At 63.9% G+C, this 18,681-nt stretch carries 19 protein-coding genes and 2 pseudogenes; 17 read left to right on the plus strand and 4 right to left on the minus strand.

Annotation, left to right across the window (positions count from 1 at the left end):
- Positions 1–18 precede the first annotated feature (18 nt).
- The 3 genes from lpdA to AC0V8S_RS05595 all read left to right on the plus strand — a co-directional run bounded on the left by lpdA (position 19) and on the right by AC0V8S_RS05595 (position 2,828).
- Positions 19–1,428, plus strand: coding sequence for a dihydrolipoyl dehydrogenase (gene lpdA, locus AC0V8S_RS05585; protein ID WP_475437089.1), 1,410 nt, complete (start codon positions 19–21; stop codon positions 1,426–1,428).
- Between the two features lie 96 nt (positions 1,429–1,524).
- Entirely contained in the window at positions 1,525–1,965 is a 441-nt protein-coding gene (locus AC0V8S_RS05590) for a hypothetical protein (RefSeq protein WP_475437090.1), read from the plus strand.
- A gap of 386 nt (positions 1,966–2,351) precedes the next feature.
- Positions 2,352–2,828: a DUF2867 domain-containing protein gene (locus AC0V8S_RS05595; RefSeq protein ID WP_475437091.1), complete on the plus strand. Its 477-nt coding sequence runs from the start codon at positions 2,352–2,354 to the stop codon at positions 2,826–2,828.
- 3 nt (positions 2,829–2,831) lie between these two features.
- On the opposite strand, the gene AC0V8S_RS05600 is transcribed toward AC0V8S_RS05595, so the two are convergent.
- Positions 2,832–3,902: a TraB/GumN family protein gene (locus tag AC0V8S_RS05600; protein ID WP_475437092.1), complete on the minus strand. Its 1,071-nt coding sequence runs from the start codon at positions 3,900–3,902 to the stop codon at positions 2,832–2,834.
- Positions 3,903–3,963: 61 nt separating this feature from the next.
- Positions 3,964–4,902: a tyrosine recombinase XerC gene (locus AC0V8S_RS05605; protein WP_475437093.1), complete on the minus strand. Its 939-nt coding sequence runs from the start codon at positions 4,900–4,902 to the stop codon at positions 3,964–3,966.
- A 119-nt stretch (positions 4,903–5,021) separates the two neighbouring features.
- On the opposite strand from AC0V8S_RS05605, the gene rimM reads away from it, so the two are divergent.
- Together rimM and trmD are read left to right on the plus strand one after the other, a co-directional pair.
- Positions 5,022–5,621 carry a ribosome maturation factor RimM gene (rimM, locus tag AC0V8S_RS05610; RefSeq protein ID WP_475437094.1) on the plus strand — a complete coding sequence of 200 codons (600 nt, stop codon included), beginning with the start codon at positions 5,022–5,024 and terminating at the stop codon, positions 5,619–5,621.
- A complete protein-coding gene (gene trmD, locus AC0V8S_RS05615) occupies positions 5,618–6,316 on the plus strand; it encodes a tRNA (guanosine(37)-N1)-methyltransferase TrmD (RefSeq protein ID WP_475437095.1) in 699 nt (232 codons plus the stop codon). Before rimM ends, trmD begins: the two co-directional genes overlap by 4 nt.
- Here the strand turns inward: trmD and AC0V8S_RS05620 are convergent.
- Positions 6,298–7,050, minus strand: a complete 753-nt coding sequence (locus AC0V8S_RS05620; RefSeq protein ID WP_475437096.1) for a sulfite exporter TauE/SafE family protein — start codon at positions 7,048–7,050, stop codon at positions 6,298–6,300. The two genes, trmD and AC0V8S_RS05620, sit on opposite strands and share 19 nt — an antisense overlap.
- Before the next feature lie 328 nt (positions 7,051–7,378).
- Here AC0V8S_RS05620 and rplS point away from each other — a divergent pair.
- The 9 genes and pseudogenes from rplS to AC0V8S_RS05665 all read left to right on the plus strand — a co-directional run bounded on the left by rplS (position 7,379) and on the right by AC0V8S_RS05665 (position 16,363).
- Positions 7,379–7,925, plus strand: a pseudogene (rplS, locus tag AC0V8S_RS05625) (50S ribosomal protein L19).
- A 155-nt stretch (positions 7,926–8,080) separates the two neighbouring features.
- A pseudogene (locus tag AC0V8S_RS05630) lies at positions 8,081–8,493 on the plus strand (organic hydroperoxide resistance protein).
- The gene (locus AC0V8S_RS05635) at positions 8,490–9,026 is read left to right on the plus strand and encodes a MarR family winged helix-turn-helix transcriptional regulator (protein ID WP_475437097.1); all 537 of its coding nucleotides are present in this window, start codon (positions 8,490–8,492) and stop codon (positions 9,024–9,026) included. Before AC0V8S_RS05630 ends, AC0V8S_RS05635 begins: the two are co-directional and overlap by 4 nt.
- Before the next feature lie 158 nt (positions 9,027–9,184).
- Positions 9,185–9,982: a transporter substrate-binding domain-containing protein gene (locus tag AC0V8S_RS05640; protein WP_096451656.1), complete on the plus strand. Its 798-nt coding sequence runs from the start codon at positions 9,185–9,187 to the stop codon at positions 9,980–9,982.
- A gap of 260 nt (positions 9,983–10,242) precedes the next feature.
- The gene (locus AC0V8S_RS05645) at positions 10,243–11,058 is read left to right on the plus strand and encodes an amino acid ABC transporter permease (protein WP_183464316.1); all 816 of its coding nucleotides are present in this window, start codon (positions 10,243–10,245) and stop codon (positions 11,056–11,058) included.
- Between the two features lie 50 nt (positions 11,059–11,108).
- The gene (locus AC0V8S_RS05650; RefSeq protein WP_475437098.1) at positions 11,109–11,744 is read left to right on the plus strand and encodes a class I SAM-dependent DNA methyltransferase; all 636 of its coding nucleotides are present in this window, start codon (positions 11,109–11,111) and stop codon (positions 11,742–11,744) included.
- A gap of 565 nt (positions 11,745–12,309) precedes the next feature.
- Positions 12,310–13,719, plus strand: a complete 1,410-nt coding sequence (gene leuC / locus AC0V8S_RS05655) for a 3-isopropylmalate dehydratase large subunit (protein ID WP_475437099.1) — start codon at positions 12,310–12,312, stop codon at positions 13,717–13,719.
- A 161-nt stretch (positions 13,720–13,880) separates the two neighbouring features.
- Positions 13,881–15,077, plus strand: coding sequence for a GGDEF domain-containing protein (locus AC0V8S_RS05660; protein WP_475437100.1), 1,197 nt, complete (start codon positions 13,881–13,883; stop codon positions 15,075–15,077).
- Positions 15,078–15,151: 74 nt separating this feature from the next.
- A complete protein-coding gene (locus tag AC0V8S_RS05665) occupies positions 15,152–16,363 on the plus strand; it encodes a GGDEF domain-containing protein (protein WP_475437101.1) in 1,212 nt (403 codons plus the stop codon).
- Between the two features lie 86 nt (positions 16,364–16,449).
- On the opposite strand, the gene AC0V8S_RS05670 is transcribed toward AC0V8S_RS05665, so the two are convergent.
- Entirely contained in the window at positions 16,450–16,812 is a 363-nt protein-coding gene (locus AC0V8S_RS05670) for a hypothetical protein (RefSeq protein WP_475437102.1), read from the minus strand.
- Positions 16,813–17,160: 348 nt separating this feature from the next.
- On the opposite strand from AC0V8S_RS05670, the gene AC0V8S_RS05675 reads away from it, so the two are divergent.
- The 3 genes from AC0V8S_RS05675 to sdhD all read left to right on the plus strand — a co-directional run bounded on the left by AC0V8S_RS05675 (position 17,161) and on the right by sdhD (position 18,681).
- Positions 17,161–17,601 (plus strand): hypothetical protein, encoded by a 441-nt coding sequence (locus AC0V8S_RS05675; RefSeq protein WP_183464311.1) that lies wholly within the window; start codon positions 17,161–17,163, stop codon positions 17,599–17,601.
- A gap of 259 nt (positions 17,602–17,860) precedes the next feature.
- Positions 17,861–18,280 (plus strand): succinate dehydrogenase, cytochrome b556 subunit, encoded by a 420-nt coding sequence (gene sdhC, locus AC0V8S_RS05680; RefSeq protein WP_475437103.1) that lies wholly within the window; start codon positions 17,861–17,863, stop codon positions 18,278–18,280.
- Positions 18,281–18,282: 2 nt separating this feature from the next.
- Positions 18,283–18,681 (plus strand): succinate dehydrogenase, hydrophobic membrane anchor protein, encoded by a 399-nt coding sequence (gene sdhD, locus AC0V8S_RS05685; RefSeq protein WP_475437104.1) that lies wholly within the window; start codon positions 18,283–18,285, stop codon positions 18,679–18,681.

An 18,681-nucleotide genomic window follows, 5' to 3' on the forward strand; every position in this document is an offset into this window, starting at 1 on the left:
AAGCAAAGGGAAACAAACATGGCTTATGACGTCGTTATCATCGGATCGGGACCCGGCGGCTATGTCTGCGCCATCAAGGCGGCGCAGCTTGGGCTGAAGGTTGCGGTGGTCGAGAAGAACGCCACCTTCGGCGGCACCTGCCTCAACATCGGCTGCATCCCGTCGAAGGCGCTGCTTCATGCCTCCGAAATGTTCGCCGAGGCCGGCCATTCCTTCGACACGCTGGGCGTCGAGATCCCGGCGCCCAAGCTCAATCTCAAGAAGATGATGGCGCACAAGGATGCGACGGTGGCGTCCAACGTCAACGGCGTCGCCTTCCTGTTCAAGAAGAACAAGATCGACAGCTTCCGCGGCACCGGCAAGGTGGTCGCGGCGGGCAAGGTCTCGGTCACCTCCGAGGACGGCAAGGTTGAGGAGATCGAGACGAAAAATATCGTCATCGCCACCGGCTCGGATGTTGCCGGCATTTCCGGCGTCAAGGTCGATATCGACGAGAAGGTCATCGTGTCGTCGACCGGCGCTTTGTCGCTGGAGAAGGTTCCCGGTCATCTCGTGGTGGTCGGCGGCGGCGTCATCGGGCTCGAGCTCGGCTCGGTCTGGGCGCGGCTCGGCGCCAAGGTCACCGTCGTCGAGTTCCTCGACACCATCCTCGGCGGCATGGACGGCGAGGTCTCGAAACAGTTCCAGCGGCTGCTCTCCAAGCAGGGCTTCGAGTTCAAGCTCGGCGCCAAGGTCACCGGCGTCGCCAAGGCCAAGAAGGGCGCCAGCGTCACCTTCGAGCCGGTGAAGGGTGGTGCTGCTGCCGAGACCATCGCCGCCGATGTCGTGCTGATCGCCACCGGCCGCCGCGCCTATTCCGACACTCTCGGGCTGAAGGAAGCCGGCGTCGACGTCGATGAGCGCGGCCGGGTCAAGACCGATGCGCACCTCAAGACCAACGTCCCCGGCATCTATGCCATCGGCGATGTCATCGCCGGGCCGATGCTGGCGCACAAGGCCGAGGACGAGGGCGTGGCGGTGGCGGAAACCATCGCCGGCCAGGCCGGCCATGTGAACTACGAGGTCATTCCGAGCGTCGTCTACACCAGCCCCGAAATCGCCTCCGTCGGCAAGACTGAGGAAGAGCTGAAGAAGGCCGGCATCGACTACAGGATCGGCAAGTTCCCGTTCACTGCCAATGGCCGCGCACGCGCCATGCTGCACACGGACGGTTTCGTGAAGATCCTCGCCGACAAGCAAAGCGACCGCGTGCTCGGCGTGCACATTGTCGGCTTCGGCGCCGGCGAGATGATCCACGAGGCGGCGGTGCTGATGGAGTTCGGCGGCTCGTCCGAAGATCTCGCCCGCACCTGCCACGCGCATCCGACGATGTCGGAAGCGGTGAAGGAAGCGGCGCTGGCAACCTTCTTCAAGCCGATCCACATCTAAAGGCGTCCAACGCTTCGTCATCCCATGGCGGAGCAAGGAGCGAAGCGACGCGGCGCAGACCCCTGGAGCTGCTCCGCAGCCCAAGGGATCCATGCCGTGACTTCAGAGCGTCGCGGCGGTCCAGAGTTCTACTCCGCTGCATTGGTTGATGTCGCGGCATGGATCCTCGGGTCAAGCCCGAGGATGACGAATGTGCGGAGTGCCTGGCACCAGAGCTTCCAACGGCCATCGCCCCAAAAACAAAACGGCCCGCCTTTCAGCGGGCCGTTCGTATTCGATATCGCGCCGATCAGTTGGCCGGAGCAGGAGCCGGTGCTGGCGCAGGAGCCGGTGCCGGTGCCGGTGCCGGTGCCGGTGCGGGCGCAGGTGCCGGAGCGGGTGCTGGGGCAGGTGCCGGAGCGGGCGCAGGTTCGGCTGGCTTCATCGGTTCTGCCGGCGCGGGCGCCGGAGCCGGTGTGCTGGCCGCTGGCGGCTCGGCGGGTGCCGGATGTTCGCCGCTTCTGCCGAAAACGTAATACGCGACAATCGCCAGGATAACGACGACCAGCGCAATCAGCCAGGGGCTGCCGCCCCCGCCGCTTGGCCTGGGAGTGTCGTTCGATGGATTCGCCATAAAAGTGTCCTCCGTGGATGAAAATGATCAATCAACAGCCATCAACGCGCAACCGTTGAATGGGTTTCACGCTAGCGAAGGAAAGCGCCGGAAACGCGGCGTTTTGGTCCCCCCGCTGCCATCCGACTCAATTGACGGCGGAGACAGTATAGCCGGCTTTGCGTAAATCTCGACAAGTCCCTCAGGACTGAAAGGTGGCGCCTCCCGCCAGCTTGATTCGAGCACTGATGCCTCGCCGGACTGGCGGCGTTTCGCCACGCAGCGAGCCAAACCAACCGATGCTATCGTTGGTTGTGAGGGAGTTGCCGCTATGACACCCACTGCACAGCCTTTTCCTGATCCCCAAGGCGCTCTTGCCGGCGCTCAGTTCGCCGATCGATATGTGCTGACGACCGAGGGTCTTGCCCTGACTGCCATTGGCGCGGCCGAGCGCGCCCTGGGGCGAACCCCGCTGTGGGTCGGCCGGCTTACGGCGCTGCGCAACCTCGCTGTCAGGCCATTTGGGCTGAAAGGCGGGGCTGACCCCGACGCACCGCCGGAAAGCAGGATCGGCATATTTCCGCTCATCAGCCAGGCGCCCGGCAGGGTCGTCCTTGGCCTGGACGACCGGCATCTCGATTTCCGCATCCTGGTGGAGGTGAACGACCTCGGCGCGGGCCGGCAGGAGGTGGCTGCGTCGACGATCGTGAAGACGCACAATCTGTTTGGGCGGACCTATCTCGCCATCATCATGCCGTTTCACCGGATCATCGTTCCGGCGATGCTGGCTCAGGTCTTGATCAAATAGGGGTTAAAGCCCGACTGCCGTGACAGTATAGCCGGCCTTGCGGAAATCCTCGACCAGTCCCTGCGGACCGGGAAGGTGCAGCGCGCCGACCGCCATGAAGGCATTGCCTTTGGCCAGGATCGGTTCGGCATGATCGACCATCACCTTGTTGCGGCTGGTGATCATGGTCTCCTCGAAGGCGGCATAGCCCGAGGGGTCGTTCTGCTCGTCCGGCATGGCGGCGCGGAACAGCGGCCAGAACATGCCGGTATCGCCGCGCTGGTAGAGCACGATCATGGTCTCGTTGATGTCGTTGACCTTGTCGCCGAGCTTCAGCGTGTCGACCAAGCCCTTCATGTGAAAGGCGAGCGGCAGCGAGGCCATGGCGCGCAGCTGGCTTTCGGCCGTTTCCAACCCTTCCACCGGCTTGCCGGCGGCCTTGGCACTTTCGGCCAGCTTGACGTCGAGCACCGGCTCCCCGCCAGACTGGCGGGCGAGTTCGCAGGCCGGAAGCGCCATCATCGCCGACAGCATCCACGGCTTCATCTTGGCGACCGTCGCCGGCGGGATGCCACGGGCGTCCAACGCGGCATTCATCGCCGCCGCTTCATCCGGCGTCAGCAAGGACGACAGCGTCGTGGAATCGGTGAACATCATCAGGTCCGGCTCTTTCAGCATCGCCGTCATCATCTTCTGCTTGTCGAGCACGTCGGTGGTTTCGATGATGAGGGTGCCGGCGGCGTTAAAGGCCTTCTGCGCTTCTGGCGGCAGCGTGGTGACGCGCGGGTCGGTCATGTGCATGGTGCCGAACAGATAGGATGGCTGTTCGCCCGATTTCTCCAGCTTCCACAGCAGGCCCTTGCCATTCAGCGTCGCGGCGGCTTCGGCCTCGATCTTGCTGTAGGTGGCAGGGTTGCTCTTCTGCAGGGCCGACAGCATGTCGGCGCCGCTGCAGGTCGGGACTTCCGCATGCGCCCTGCCGGCCGCGAACAGCAGGACGGCAAGGAATGACAGGAAAAACAGCACGTTGAGCGCGACAAGCAGCTTCAGCGAGATGGAAGCTGCGCGGTCGGCGATGGCAATGACACGTTTCATGGCCCCTTTCTAAGGGTGAAAAGCGGCAAAACGGTTAATTGGTAGGTCGAAATTGAAGGGGTTACGCCCTTGGATGGGCCGATTCGTAGATTTCGAGCAGCCTTGCGGTGTCGACGCCGGTGTAGATCTGTGTCGTCGACAGGCTGGCGTGGCCGAGCAGTTCCTGGATGGTGCGCAGATCGCCGCCGCGGCCAAGCAGATGGGTGGCGAAGGAATGGCGCAGGGCGTGCGGTGTCGCGGTATCGGGCAGGTTGAGCGCCGAGCGCAGTTTCGCCATGTCGCGCTGGATGATGGCCGGATTGAGCGGGCCGCCGCGCGCGCCGCGAAACAGAAGTTCCTTGGGGTCGAGATGGTAGGGACAGAGCCGGCGGTATTCGGCGATTGCCCTGAGCGCCACCGGCAGCACCGGCACCAGCCGCGTCTTGCCGCCCTTGCCGGTGACGCGCAGTACGGTATCGGCCTCCGAGGCCAGATCGGCGGCCGACAGGCCGAGCGCCTCGGAAATGCGCAGGCCCGAGCCATAAAGCAGCGTCAGCACGGCGGCGTTGCGGGCGGCGATCCAGGGTTCTTCGGCCAGTTGGCCCTCCACCGACACGACCTGTTTGGCGTCGCTCGCCGTCAGTGGTTTTGGCAGCGATTTGGGCTGGCGCGGCGCGCGAAGTGCTGCGGCACCAGCCGCATTGGCGAGACCTCGCCGTTCGAGAAACCGCAGCAGCGAGCGGATGCCGGCCAGCCCACGGCCAAGCGTGCGGGCACCGGCGCCGGCGTTGCGGCGGGCGGCGAGGAAGCCGCGCAAATCGGCCGGACGCAGATTGGCGATGTCGGAAATACCGGGCGAGCCGCCGCAATGGCCGGTGAGGAAATGCAGGAACTGGCGCGTGTCGCGTTCATAGGCCTCGACGGTCTCTGGCGACAGCCGGCGCTCACGCGCCAGCATCTTCAACCAGCTTTCGCGCGCCGCCTGGAGATCGGGTTTCGCCGGGATGAGGAATTCCTGCATGGCGGCATTTTCGGGGATTCGGGTTAGGAAGCGGTGAAGAGCGCGTCATTGAAATGACAAGGGGTGATCATTGAAATGACGCCGGGCTGGGGCTAGAGCAGGCCAAAGGATATTTCGCCATGAGCAAGCCGCAAAACCCAGTCCAGATGGCCGTGATCGGCGCCGCCCACGGCATCAAGGGCGAACTCAGGGTGAAAACCTTCACCGGCGAGCCGATGGCGCTGGCCGATTATGGGCCGCTCTATGCCAGGGATGGCCGTGCCTTCCAGATCATAGACATCAGGCCTGCCAACACGGTCGTCGTGGTGCGTTTTAAGGGCATCAGCGACCGCAATGCCGCCGAAGCGCTCGCCGGCACCGAACTGTTCGTCGACCGTTCGATGCTGCCGGACGATGGCGAGGAGGACGAATTTTACCATGCCGACCTGGTCGGACTGGAGGTTCGCGACGACACCGGCACTGCGCTAGGCAAGGTGGTCGCGGTGCATAATTTCGGCGGCGGCGACATTCTCGACGTGACGCTTGCCGGCCGCAAGGGCGTGCTGATCCCGTTCACGCAGGCCGCCGTGCCTGATGTGTCGATCGCCGAGGGCTTTGTCCGCGTCGACCCGGCGGCGGCCGGACTTATCGAGGACGAGGACGGCGATGCGCCGCGCGACGACGATTTCGACCCCAAGGGCAGGCCGCGCGGACCGCGCGACGCCGGGGGTAACCGGTGAGTTTTGCCGCGTCGGTACTGACGCTCTATCCCGAAATGTTTCCCGGCGTGCTCGGCCTGTCGCTGGCCGGGCGGGCACTGGAGGCCGGTACATGGTCGCTTGCAGCGATCCAGATCCGCGATTTTGCCACCGACAAGCACCGCACCGTCGACGACACGCCTGCCGGCGGCGGCGCCGGCATGGTGATGCGCGCCGATGTGCTGGCCAGGGCAATCGACCATGCTTCGCCGGCAGGCGATGCGCGTCCGCGGCTTTTGATGAGCCCGCGCGGCAAACCGCTGACCCAGGCGCGGGTGCGCGAGCTTGCCGCCGGGCCGGGCGCCGTCATCCTGTGCGGCCGCTTCGAGGGCGTCGACCAGCGGCTGATCGAGGCCCGTGGCCTGGAAGAGGTCTCGATCGGCGATTTCATTCTCTCCGGGGGCGAGCCGGCAGCACTTGTGCTGCTCGACGCCGTGGTGCGGCTGTTGCCCGGCGTGATGGGCAATGCGGTGTCCGGCGAGGAAGAAAGTTTCGAGAATGGCCTGCTCGAACATCCGCACTACACGCGGCCGCAGGAGTTCGAGGGGCGGGAGATTCCCGAGGTGCTGATTTCGGGCAATCACAAGAAGATCGCCGCATGGCGGCGGGAGCAGTCCGAGCGGCTGACCAGGGAGAGACGGCCTGACCTCCTCAGCGCTCAGCCCTTGCCGAAGTAGTAAAAGGCGAGAAACAAGCCGACGGCGACGACGAAGCCGCGCACGACGTTTTGCGGCACGCGCTTGGCGATCCACACGCCGGCATAGCCGCCGAGCGCGCCGCCCGGGATCATGACGATCGCCTGCGGCCAGGCGACGACGCCGCCCGAGACGAAGACGATGATGGCGACCGCCGCGATGACCACGGCCAGCATGTTCTTCAGCGCGTTCAGCCGGTGGTAGTCGCCGGACTGCGTCAGGCCGAGCGTCGCCAGCATCATCACGCCCATGCCAGCGCCGAAGAAACCGCCATAGATGGCGGTGACGAACTGCGCCAGCGAACCGGCGAGCGAGCCGACCGCCGCCTCATGGCCGGGCTTTGGCGCTGGCTTCAGCCACGGCCCAGCGGCAAACAGGGCGGTTGCGCCCAACAGCAGCCACGGCACCAGGGCGCGGAAGGACGGGTTGGACAGCGCCAGCAGGATCAGCGCGCCGGCCAGTGCGCCGATCGCTGATATGGCGCAAAGCAGTAGGGCACCGCGCCAGAAGTGACGGATGTCGGTCCAGTAGGCGAGTGTCGAGGTGATATAGCCCGGGAATTGCGTGACCGAGGAGGTGGCGTTGGCGACGATCGGCGGCACGCCGGCCAATGTCATGGCGCCGAAGGTGATGAAGGTGCCGCCGCCGGCGACCGCGTTGGCGGCGCCTGAAAGAAAGCCTGCAAGGAACAGCAGGATGGCGTCGAAGACAGACATGGAATGCCACCGCGGAAAACTGTGCTATGTCAGGCTTAGAAAGCCCCAGAGAGCGGCGCAACCCGGCACGAAGCGATTACGATGGTGCCATGCCGGCAAAAAAGACTCGTGCGCGGGCGTGACAAAGCGCCGAAATAGCTGTATGTCGCCGCCGAACCGGAAGAAGAATCTGCCGGACCCGTCAACAATGACGGTGTAGTCGCCCCTGTCCGATGTCTTGGAGACAAAATGTCTCAGGGACAAAGGACATAGCCGAGCGGTCAATGGAACTGCAAGGCGAGTGTCGGACGCTCTGACTGTCGGAAGAACAAGAAGTGGATTACCCAAGATGGATATCATCCGTCAGCTCGAGGCCGAGCAGGCCGCCAAGATCGAAGCCAAGCGCAAGCTCCCCGAATTCCAGCCCGGCGACACCGTGCGCGTCCAGGTCCGCGTGACCGAAGGCACCCGCACCCGCGTCCAGGCCTATGAGGGCGTCGTCATCGCCCGTGCCGGTTCCGGCTTCCAGGAAAATTTCACCGTCCGCAAGATCTCCTATGGCGAAGGCGTCGAGCGCGTGTTCCCGGTTTTCTCGCCGATGGTCGAGGGCGTCGAGATCGTACGCCGTCGGCAAGGTGCGTCGCGCCAAGCTCTATTACCTGCGCGATCGTCGCGGCAAGTCGGCCCGTATTTCGGAAAACACCGGCGTGCGCGCCCGCAAGCTCAACGATGAGGAGCGCGACGCGCTGAACGCCGAGAAGGCCCGCATCGAGGCCGAGAAGGTCGCCGCTGCCCAGGCGCTGGCCGCCGAGACGGCCGCCAAGGAAGCCGCCGAGAAGAAGGCAGCCGCCGAGGCTGAGGCCGCCAAGGCTGCGGAAGCGACTCCGGCCGAATAAGACTTCGGAAATCCCATTCAAAAAGGCGGCTTCGGCCGCCTTTTTTCGTTTCACCAGACTGTGAACGCTTTCATGCCTGGAAACTGGATCAGGGTGTTGACGTCATATTATCTTGTGTACTAAATAATCGTGCACAAGATAATTGGAGATTTGATATGGCACTCTACACCACACAGGCTCACGTCACCGGCGGCCGCGCCGGCCATGGCGAGACCAGCGACGGCCTGCTCAAGGTCGATCTGGCTTTGCCCAAGGAACTCGGCGGGCCAGGGGGCGCCACCAATCCCGAGCAGCTTTTCGCCATCGGCTACGCTGCCTGCTTCGAAAGCGCCATTCGCTTCGTCGCGCGCAAACAGAAGCTGCCGCTCACGGATGCGGGGGTAACGTCGACCGTTAGCCTGCTTCCCAATGGCGAGGGTTTCAAGCTCGGCGTCGCCCTCGCGGCGGAGACAAAAGGCCTTGATCAGGCGGCGGCGGAAGCGCTTGTATCGGAGGCACACAAGATCTGCCCTATTCGAACGCCATCAGGGGCAATGTCGAGGTGGCGCTTTCGGTAAAGGCGGCATGACGGGAAAGACCACAAACAGCGCCAGCGACGTCCCGGCGGAGGCCGCCGGGACGGTGAGGGTTCCGCGACTCGACCAGCAGCTCTGCTTTGCGCTCTATTCGGCGAGCGGGCTGATGACCAAGCTCTATCGGCCGTTGCTCGATCCGCTCGGCCTGACCTACCCGCAATATCTGGTGATGCTGGCATTGTGGGAACGCGCGCCGAGCACGATCGGCGCGCTTGGCGAGGCGCTGGGTCTCGATTCCGCGACGCTGACGCCGCTGCTCAAACGGATGGAGGCGGGCGGGCTCCTTACCCGTCGCCGCGACGCCGCCGACGAGCGCCGCGTGCTGGTCGAGCCGACGGCCAAGGGCCAGGCGTTGCGCGCGCGCATCAAGGATGTGTCATCAGCCCTTGCTTGCAGCGTGCCGCTCGAGCCTGGCGAAGCGAAAGCCCTGCACGCGACACTCACCCTGCTCGTTGCCGGTATGCGCAACGCTGTGGCGGAAGACGCCTCGGCGGATGCGGAAGCGCTGGTTCCTGGCTCGAGATAAGCAGATCATCCGGAAATCCTTGGATTGAGGGCATTGGAATCCCTTTTCGCGCGCGCTGACGCAGCGGACCGTCTTGCATGACGCATGCGGAAAGCTAAAGTCGGCGCCGGATTTTCCTGTAAGCCCATCCGGGCGCTTTCAATTTTCGGGAGTGTGTCATGACCAAGTCGAAACTGCTGCTGGCCGGCCTGCTTGCCCTTGTGCTGGCGCCCGTTGCCGCCTTTGCGCAGGCGCTGCCCGATCTCGGTGGCAAGAAGGTCGTGGTGGTCACCGAAAACGCTTATCCGCCGCTGCAGTTCATCGATCCCAAGACGGGAAAACAGATCGGCTGGGAATATGACGCGATGAACGAAATCGCCAAGCGGCTGAATTTCAAGGTCGAGTACCAGAACACCTCCTGGGACGCGATGATCCAGGCGGTTTCCGACAACCAGTACAACATCGGCATGACCGGCATCACCATCAAGGACGACCGCAAGGAGAAGGTCGATTTCTCCGACCCCTATATGCGCTCGGAGCAGTTCATGCTGGTGCGTGGCGACGAAAGCCGCTTCACCGACGCCAAGACCTTCGGCGCCTTCAAGGACGGGCTGATCGGCGCGCAGCCCGGCACCACGCCGTTCTACACCGCCGTCTACAGCGTGCTCGACGGCAATGAGCAGAACCCGCGCATCAAACTGTTCGAGACTTTTGGCGCGACCGTGCAGGCGCTTAAGGCGGGCGACGTCGATGTCGTGCTGACCGACGGCACCGCCGGCAAGGGCTATGTCGATGCATCCGAGGGCAAGCTGAAGCTGATCGGCGGCCCGCTCGGCACCGAGGATTTTGGCTTCATTTTCCCGAAAGGGTCGGACCTGGTGAAGCCGGTCAACGCCGCGATCGCCGCGCTGAAGGCGGACGGGACGCTCGATGCGCTGAACAAGAAGTGGTTCCTTGACTACAAGATGGGGCAGTAGGTCCTGTTGTTGACGGGAGTGCCCGTGCGGGAAATCACGCTGAGTTTGCCCTTGAGCACCCCCCTCTGCCCTGCCGGGCATCTCCCCCGCAAGGGGGGAGATTGGCTGTTCGGCCGACGGCGCGCTCCAGTCGACGTTGATGGTTGGCGAAAGCCGATCAAACATCCGATCTCCCCCCTTGCGGGGGAGATGGCTGGCAAGCCAGAGAGGGGTGCCTTAGCGCTACCCTTTCGAGACTTCCATTCCGGCGACATCGCCTGATGGCACCGCCTTCGTCCTCCACCACCAAAGCCGAATTCCCCTGGTGGCTTGCCGTTGCCGCCGTCCTTGCATTGGCGGCGGCCTTGTTCATTGCGGCCAGCGATCTCTATGCCCAGGTCTTCGCCACGGTCGCCAAGGGCATCGGCATCACCGTCTTCGTCACCGTGGTGGCTTTCGCGCTGGCGTCGATCATCGGTCTCGGCATCGCGCTGATGGGCTTGTCGGGCTCGCAGTGGCTGCGGCAGGTTGCGCGTTTCTATGTCGAGATCATTCGCGGCGTGCCGATCCTGGTGCTTTTATTCTGGATCGCCTTTGCCGGCGCGCCGGCCTTCGTCGCGGCCTGGAATGCGCTGACCGCGCCGTTGCAAAGCGCGGGCTATTTCGGTGAGCTTCTGGTGCGCGACGTGTCGCTGTTGTGGCGCGCCATCATGGCGCTGACGATCGGCTACTCCGCCTTCATCTCCGAGGTCTTTCGCGCCGGCATCCAGGCGGTCGAGAAAGGCCAGATCGAGGCGGCCAAGGCGCTCGGGCTGAGCCGCGCGCAACGCTTCCGGCTGATCGTGTTTCCGCAGGCGATCCGCACCATATTGCCGCCGCTCGGCAATGATTTCGTCGCTTTGGTCAAGGATTCCTCGCTGGTCTCGGTGCTCGGCGTCGCCGACATCACGCAGATGGGCAAGGTCTATGCCGCCGGCTCGTTCCGCTTCTTCGAGACCTATTCGATCGTTGCCTATATCTATCTCATCCTGACCGTCGGCCTGTCGCTGGCGCTCAGGGCGCTGGAGCGGCGCCTGCGCCGCCAGAACGAGGAATAGTTTTTGGGCAAAGACAGGGTTACGATCCTGTCCGCATGGAGGGAGGTCTCATGATCGTCGACCAGGCCAATGCGGCGCTGGATTCCGTCTATGGCGCCGACACGCCGGAAACGCTGGCGCAAGCCTATGCCGCCTGGGCCGCGACCTATGACAGCGAGACCGCTTCGCTCGGCTATTTGCTGCCGTTCCTGATCACCGCGTGGGTGGCGCGCCATGTGCCGGCCGGCGAAGGGCCGCTGCTCGACGCCGGCTGTGGCACCGGGCTGTCAGGGCCGTCGCTGAAGGCGCTGGGCTACGGCGCCATTGCCGGGCTGGATCTCTCGGACGACATGCTGAAGATCGCCGGCAGCCGCAATGCCTATAGTGAGCTGAAACAGGCGATGCTGGGCGGCCCGCTGCCCTGGCCGGACGGGTATTTCCGCGCCTTCTTCTCGACCGGCGTGTTCACCATCAGCCACGCGCCGGCGTCGGGCCTGCACGAACTGGTGCGCATCACCAAAAAGGGCGGCCATGCCATCTTCACCGTGCGCGACCAGGTGTTTGAAAGTGGCGGTTTTCAGGCTGTGTTTGATGAGCTGGAGCAGGCAGGCAAATGGCGTCTGGTCGAGCAAAGCCCGTGGTTCAGGTGTTACGCCATCGCCGAGCCGGATGCGCTGGTGAAGACCTTTGTGTTCGAGGTGATGTGAGCGCAGAGTTTCTCGACCTTGGCTCCTTTCCTCTCCCTCCGGAGGGGGGAGAGGTGGCGCTGCGAAGCAGCGACGGAGTGGGGGAAGCCGGCCCTCAAATGCGCTGCCGCCGACAACTCGCCACAGAGCCTCGATCAAGCCGAGGCATTGCCCGACTTGAAATAACAATGGCCGTGCCAGGTCGACCCCCACTCCGTCGAGCTTCGCTCGACACCTCTCCCCCGATCGACGGGGGAGAGGAAAGGCGCGAGTTTGCCGACCTTGGTGCCCTTCCTATCCCCCGAAGGTGCGAGGGTGAGGAACGCGGATTATGCGAAGCCACGCCGCAATTGCCGAAAAGCCAAAACATTGGTATGAGCCACGCCATGGAAGAGCTTTTTGGCGATCCGGCTTACAAGGGGTTCGTGCTGCAGGACAGAAAACGCCTGCCGTCGCGCTTCTCCGCGCGCGTCAGCGGCGCTTTGACCAGCCGACTTAGCTAGGCCGACCTGTCCAGGTCGTTGCGCCGGACCAAGACCTGCCGGCTTCTGCTCTTTCCCATTCTCATATCGACGGATTTACGCACATGAGCGCACCGCGCACCCTCTACGACAAGATTTTCGACGACCACGTCGTCGACCGCCAGGACGACGGTACCTGCCTGCTCTACATCGACCGCCACCTCGTCCATGAAGTGACCAGCCCGCAGGCCTTCGAAGGCCTGCGCATGAGCGGCCGCAAGGTTCGGCATCCGGAAAAGACGCTGGCCGTGGTCGATCACAATGTCTCGACCTCGCCCGAGCGCAAGTTCGGCATCAAGAACGAGGAAAGCCGCATCCAGGTCGAGGCGCTGGCCAAAAACGCCAAGGATTTCGGCGTCGAATATTATTCCGAGAACGATATCCGCCAGGGCATCGTCCACATTATCGGCCCCGAGCAGGGCTTTACCTTGCCCGGCATGACCATCGTCTGCGGTGACAGCCACACCTCCACGCATGGCGCGTTCGGCGCGCTGGCTCACGGTATCGGCACGTCGGAAGTCGAGCATGTGCTGGCAACGCAGACGCTGATCCAGCGCAAGGCCAAGAACATGCTGGTGCGCGTCGATGGCCAGTTGCCGGAAGGCGTCACCGCCAAGGACATCATCCTTGCCATCATCGGCGAGATCGGCACTGCCGGCGGCACCGGCTATGTCATCGAATATGCCGGCGAGGCGATCCGCGCGCTGTCGATGGAAGGCCGCATGACGATCTGCAACATGTCGATCGAGGGCGGCGCGCGTGCCGGCCTGATCGCGGCCGACGAGACCACCTTCGCCTATGTCAAGGATAAGCCGCGTGCGCCGAAGGGCGCTGCCTGGGATGCCGCGCTCGCCTACTGGAAGACGCTGCAGTCCGATGAAGGCGCGCATTTCGACAAGGTGATCGTGCTCGACGCGGCCAAGCTGCCGCCGATCGTCTCCTGGGGCTCCTCGCCCGAGGATGTCGTCTCCGTGCAAGGCATCGTGCCGAACCCGTACGATATCACCGACGAGAACAAGCGCACCTCCAAGCAGCGCGCGCTCGACTATATGGGCCTGACGCCGGGAACCAAGATCACCGACATCGCGCTCGACCGCGTCTTCATCGGCTCCTGCACCAATGGCCGCATCGAGGATCTGCGCGCCGCCGCCAAGGTGATCGAAGGCAAGACCGTCAATCCGCGCGTCAACGCCATGATCGTGCCGGGCTCCGGCCTCGTCAAGGAACAGGCGGAAGCCGAGGGTCTCGACAAGATCTTCCTCGCCGCCGGTTTCGACTGGCGCGAGCCGGGCTGCTCGATGTGCCTGGCCATGAACGACGACCGGCTGAAGCCGCATGAACGCTGCGCCTCGACCTCGAACCGCAATTTCGAGGGCAGGCAAGGCTTCAAGGGCCGCACCCATCTGGTGTCGCCGGCCATGGCGGCGGCGGCGGCGATCGCCGGCCACTTCGTCGACATCCGCGACTGGAAGTAACCTCCAGCCAGCACGCTCCGATGATTGCCAGACCCCGGACCGCCTTGCGGTTCCGGGGTTTTTCACGCGTGCGGCCGACATATTCGCCCGCGCTTAACCGCTTGTTTGGGCTTGCGCCCTAAGCTCTTCCCTGACGTCAAGCGAGGGGAAGTCACCGTCTTTTGGACACCGGCCTGTTCATAGCGCTGCTCAATCCGACGATCGCGCTGGCGCTCGGCTCGGCCTTCATCGTGCTATGGGCCTATCAGCGCCACCGGCCTTACCTGGCCGTGCTGGCACTCAGCTATTGTGTTTCGGCGCCCGGCTTTCTGTTCCAGTATTTCACCTTGCCCGTCGGCATGGTGCTGACCAAGCTGGTGTCCAACATCTGCTTCACCATCGCCGGCTGCTGCCTGTCGGGCGCCATCGTCGCCCGCTATGGCCGCAAGGTGCCCTATGTGGGGATCGGCGTGTTGGCCGGTGGCGGGCTGGCGTCGCTGTGCTGGTTCCTGTTCGTCGCGCCGGATCTCACCTGGCGTATCCTGGCGATGAATTTCGCCTTCGGCGGGCTCAGCCTTCTGGTCGGCGCCGAACTCAGGCCGGTGCGCAACAACGGCCCGACCGAGAAGATCCTGTTCGTGCTGTCGCTGCTGTCGGGCCTCAACTTCTTCGTGCGCACGCTTGTCGTCGTCATCGCGCACGGGCCGTTCACCAGCTATGACGGATTCTATGGCTCGTCCTACTGGACGACGGCGCTGCTGTCGCATGCGCTTTTGTCGCTGCTGATCGCGCTTTGCCTGTTCAGCGCCGCGGCGCTCGACGTGATGAAGGCGCTGAAGGCCGAGACATATACCGATCCGCTGTCGGGCCTGCTCAACCGGCGCGGCTTCGAAGAGCGCGCCGAGCTCCTGTTGCAGCGTTGCGCGGCGGCGAAGTTTCCGGTCGCGCTGGTACTGGCCGACCTCGATCATTTCAAGGCACTCAACGATGTGCACGGGCATGCGGCAGGCGATCGGGTGATCGCCGACTTCGCCGCCAAGCTGCAGGCGGCCACCGGCGCGCGCGGGGCCGCCGGGCGCATCGGCGGCGAGGAATTCGCCGTGCTTCTACCGCTGAGCGATCTCGCCGCCGCGCGGCTGTTCGCCGAGGCGGTGCGCACCCTCTACTCGGCCGGCGGCGTCGACGGACTTCCCCCCGGCACCAAGGTCACCGCGAGTTTCGGCGTAGCGGCCCGCAGCGGCGAGGAAGCGCTGCAGCCCTTGATGCGCCGTGCCGACGAGGCGCTTTACAAGGCCAAGAAGAACGGCCGCGACAGCGTGCGCCTGTCCTACGAACGGCCCGAAACGCTGTTCGTGCCGGAACAGCCCAAGACCGCCTGACACCGGGCTTTCCAGCCCACGTTAACGTCTTTTTCGCCCGTCGATGTTTAGCTGCGGCACGGGGTGCGAAAGAGATGAGCGGCGCGAACTTCATCCTGCTGATCAATCTGTCGGTTGCCGGCCTGCTGGCGGCATCCTTCATGGCGGTCGCGTTCCACGATGTCGGCCGCGTCCCGGCTCGCTGGCTGGCGTCCGGCTATCTCCTGGGCATGGTCTATTTCGCCATCGAATTCAGCATTCCCGCCTTTACGGATGCGCGGCCGGCGGTGGTCGCCGCCTTCGCCGTCTTCCTTGGTGCCACCATAGCCTTCAATGTCGGGCTCGCCCGCAAATACGGCATCGCGACGCCATGGCCGCCGATGCTGTTCTTCCTGCTCGCCGCCACCATCGCCGTCTATTTTGTCCAGGACCTGCCGCGCCAGTCGCTGGCCCGCATGATGGCCTACCAGCTTCCCTATGCCGTCATGCAATTCGTCGGATTGGCCATCGTCTGGTCGTCCAGGCAAAGGCGTGGCCGGCTCGATCGCATCCTGATGGCGGTGCTGGCCGCCAGCGGTGTGCAATTTGCCTCAAAGCCGTTCATCGCGCATGCGCTCGGCGGTTGGGGCGCCAATCCGCAGGCCTATCTGCAAAGTGGCTACGCGCTGGTGTCGCAGTCGCTCGGCACCGTCTTCGGCCTGGCGCTGGCGTTGCTCATCCTGGCCATCCTGGTTCGTGAGGTGTTGGCCGACGTGACGTCGAAGTCGGAGACCGATACGCTTTCGGGACTGCTCAATCGCGGTGCTTTCACCCGCCAGGCCGAGCAGGCCGTGCTTGGCGCGATGCGGCAAGGCGTTCCGGTCGCGCTGGTCATCGCCGATCTCGATCATTTCAAGAGCATCAACGACAATTTCGGCCATGCCTCCGGCGACCGCGTGATCGAGACCTTTGCCGGTTTCCTGCGCGAGGCCGCCGCCAGGCACCATGTCGCGGGCCGTATCGGCGGCGAGGAATTCGCCATCATCCTGCCGGGGGCCAATCTTGCCGCCGCCCGGCTGTTCGCCGAGGGCACGCGCAGCGCATTTGGCGCGCTGCCCATCGATGGTCTGCCGCCGGACAATCGCTGCACCGCGAGTTTCGGCATCGCCGAACTTCATCCCAGTGAAACCATTGCCGACCTCATGCGGCGCGCGGATGAGGCGCTTTATCTGGCGAAGAATGCCGGGCGCGACTGCGTGCGCGCTTCAGCCGGGCTGGGAGGCGAGTGGCCGTCCAACGCGATCATCATCAACTCCAGATCGGGATGACGTTGGTTGAATCGTCATCCTGATCTAACTCTTTCTTGGAGCATGATCTCTTCCGAAAACCGGTTCCCACTTTTCGGGATCATGCTCTAGCGGCAGGGGCTGAGTTCCGGCATTTCGCCGTCGGAAAGCCCGTACATGTAGCTGCGGCCTTTGACGAACACCGGCGGCCGGTAGCAATCGCTGTAGCCTGATATCTCGTCGGATTCGTTCTGGTAGATCACCTTGGGCTGGCCGGCACTGGTGTAGTCGGACAGCTGCTTGGCCAGCTTGCCCTCGCCGACGATGATGCGCTTGTAGCCGGCGGCGCTGTCGATGACGAGATTGCCGAAGGAATCGGCGTAGACGCGATCCTGGTGGCGTCCATCGGCCAGCGTGGGCGTCGCCAGGCCGGCGACCGAGGCCACCACAATGAGCGCAGCAAGGCGCAATCTGCTCGAGTTTAAACGCATGGCGTTTTCCTTCTTTGAGGCCAAAGCGCGTCGCGACGCGCTTTTATCTCTTGTTTGGATGCATGTCGTTTGTCCCAAAACCGCTGACGCACTTTTGGGCGACATGCATGGCTCCTCGAATCAGAAATTAACCTTTTCTTAACCTTTGTTAAGAGGCCGGCGCGCTGCGCGGCGATGTCTCGGTAAACATGGTTAATTTCCGACTGGAGGGAAAACCCGTCGGCCATCATTCGGCCATGCTTGGACGCACCATCGCGGCCGGCATCGAATGGATTCACAAGGTGGCGTTGGGGCAACCTTGATCTTGGCGCAGCATCGTGGCTAGTCTGCCGCGCGGGAGGACAGCATATGGCGTTACGCCGGACGGTTTGGGTGTCCGTTTTCCCGTTTCTGGCCATCGTTGCTGCCTGTGTGCCGCAGGATGGCGCGCCAAAGGCGGCCAGTACCGTCTCGCCTGCGCCGGCGCAGCAGCCCATCGCGGCCGCCGCTCCTCCGGCATCCGCGCCTCCAGCACCGGCAACCAAGATCACCACCGATCTCACCGCGCCGCGATCCGGCATAGGTACGGCCACCTACAGATGCGGCAACAACGGCATGATCACCATCCAAAATCTCGGCACGGCGTTGCGTGTGGTCGGGGCCGACGGCGCGACCGAGGAGTTCGCAGCGTCGCCCGCCAATCAGTCCAGCCGCTACCAGGAGGCCGCCACGCATGACGCAATCGTGATCGACGGGCGTGAGGCGCTGGTGATGAAGAGAGGCTCGACGCCGCAGACCTGCAAACGATAGTGCGAATCGCAACACAGCCGGGCTCTGGACCAGACATGCTGCACTGCAGCGATATAGAGCCGGCTGCAAGCCATCAACCCCTAATCGATTGAAGCCCGAGCCTGCCTTTTTGTCAGACTAAATGACTTTTCCAAAACGATTTTCTGGCTTTGACGCGGTGCAAAAAGAGCATTAGAAACCGGCTGTCCGAAGTCGCAACCGGAAGCGGCAATGCCGCATTCCCACCTGAGGCTCCAGAGACGCCGAACCTGGGGGAGCCATGAGCAAATCACCAGCCACCCGCGAATTCGCCAGACGTGAACGGCCGCTCTCGCCGCACCTGACGATCTACCGGCCGCCGATCACGATGACGATGTCGATCATCCATCGCATCACCGGCGGGGCGCTTTATTTTGGCACGCTGCTGGTCGCCGTCTGGCTGATGGCGGCGGCAAGTTCGCAACCGGTTTTCGACGGGGTCAACTGGGCCTTCGGCACCTGGCTCGGCCGGCTGATCCTGTTCGGTTACACCTGGGCGCTGATGCACCACATGCTGGGCGGCGTGCGCCACCTGGTCTGGGACACCGGCACCGGCCTCGAAAAGCACACTGCCTCGAAGATCGCCTGGGCGACACTGGTCGGCTCGGTCCTGCTCACCCTGCTGATCTGGATCGCCGGCTATATGGCGCGAGGAGCCTGACCATGAGCGGCAACAAAAATACCGACATGCGCACGCCGCTGGCGAGAGTCCGCGGTCTTGGTTCCGCCCGTGAGGGCACGGGCCATTTCTGGCGCCAACGCCTGACGGCTATCGCCAACATTCCGCTGACGCTGTTCTTCGTCGGGTTCCTCATCGCGCTCAACGGCGCCGGCTATACGGAAGTGCGCGCGGCACTTGCCAATCCGTTCGTGGCGCTGATGCTGGCCCTGGTGCTCATCTCAGGGCTGATCCATATGCGGCTCGGCATGCAGGTGATCATCGAGGATTACGTGACCAGCGAAGGCCTGAAGCTGGCGACGATCGCGCTCAACACATTTTTCACAGTAGCGGTCGGCGTCGCCTCGATCTTCGCCCTGCTCAAGCTGGCATTCGGAGGCTGA

Source organism: Mesorhizobium oxytropidicola (assembly GCF_056174625.1).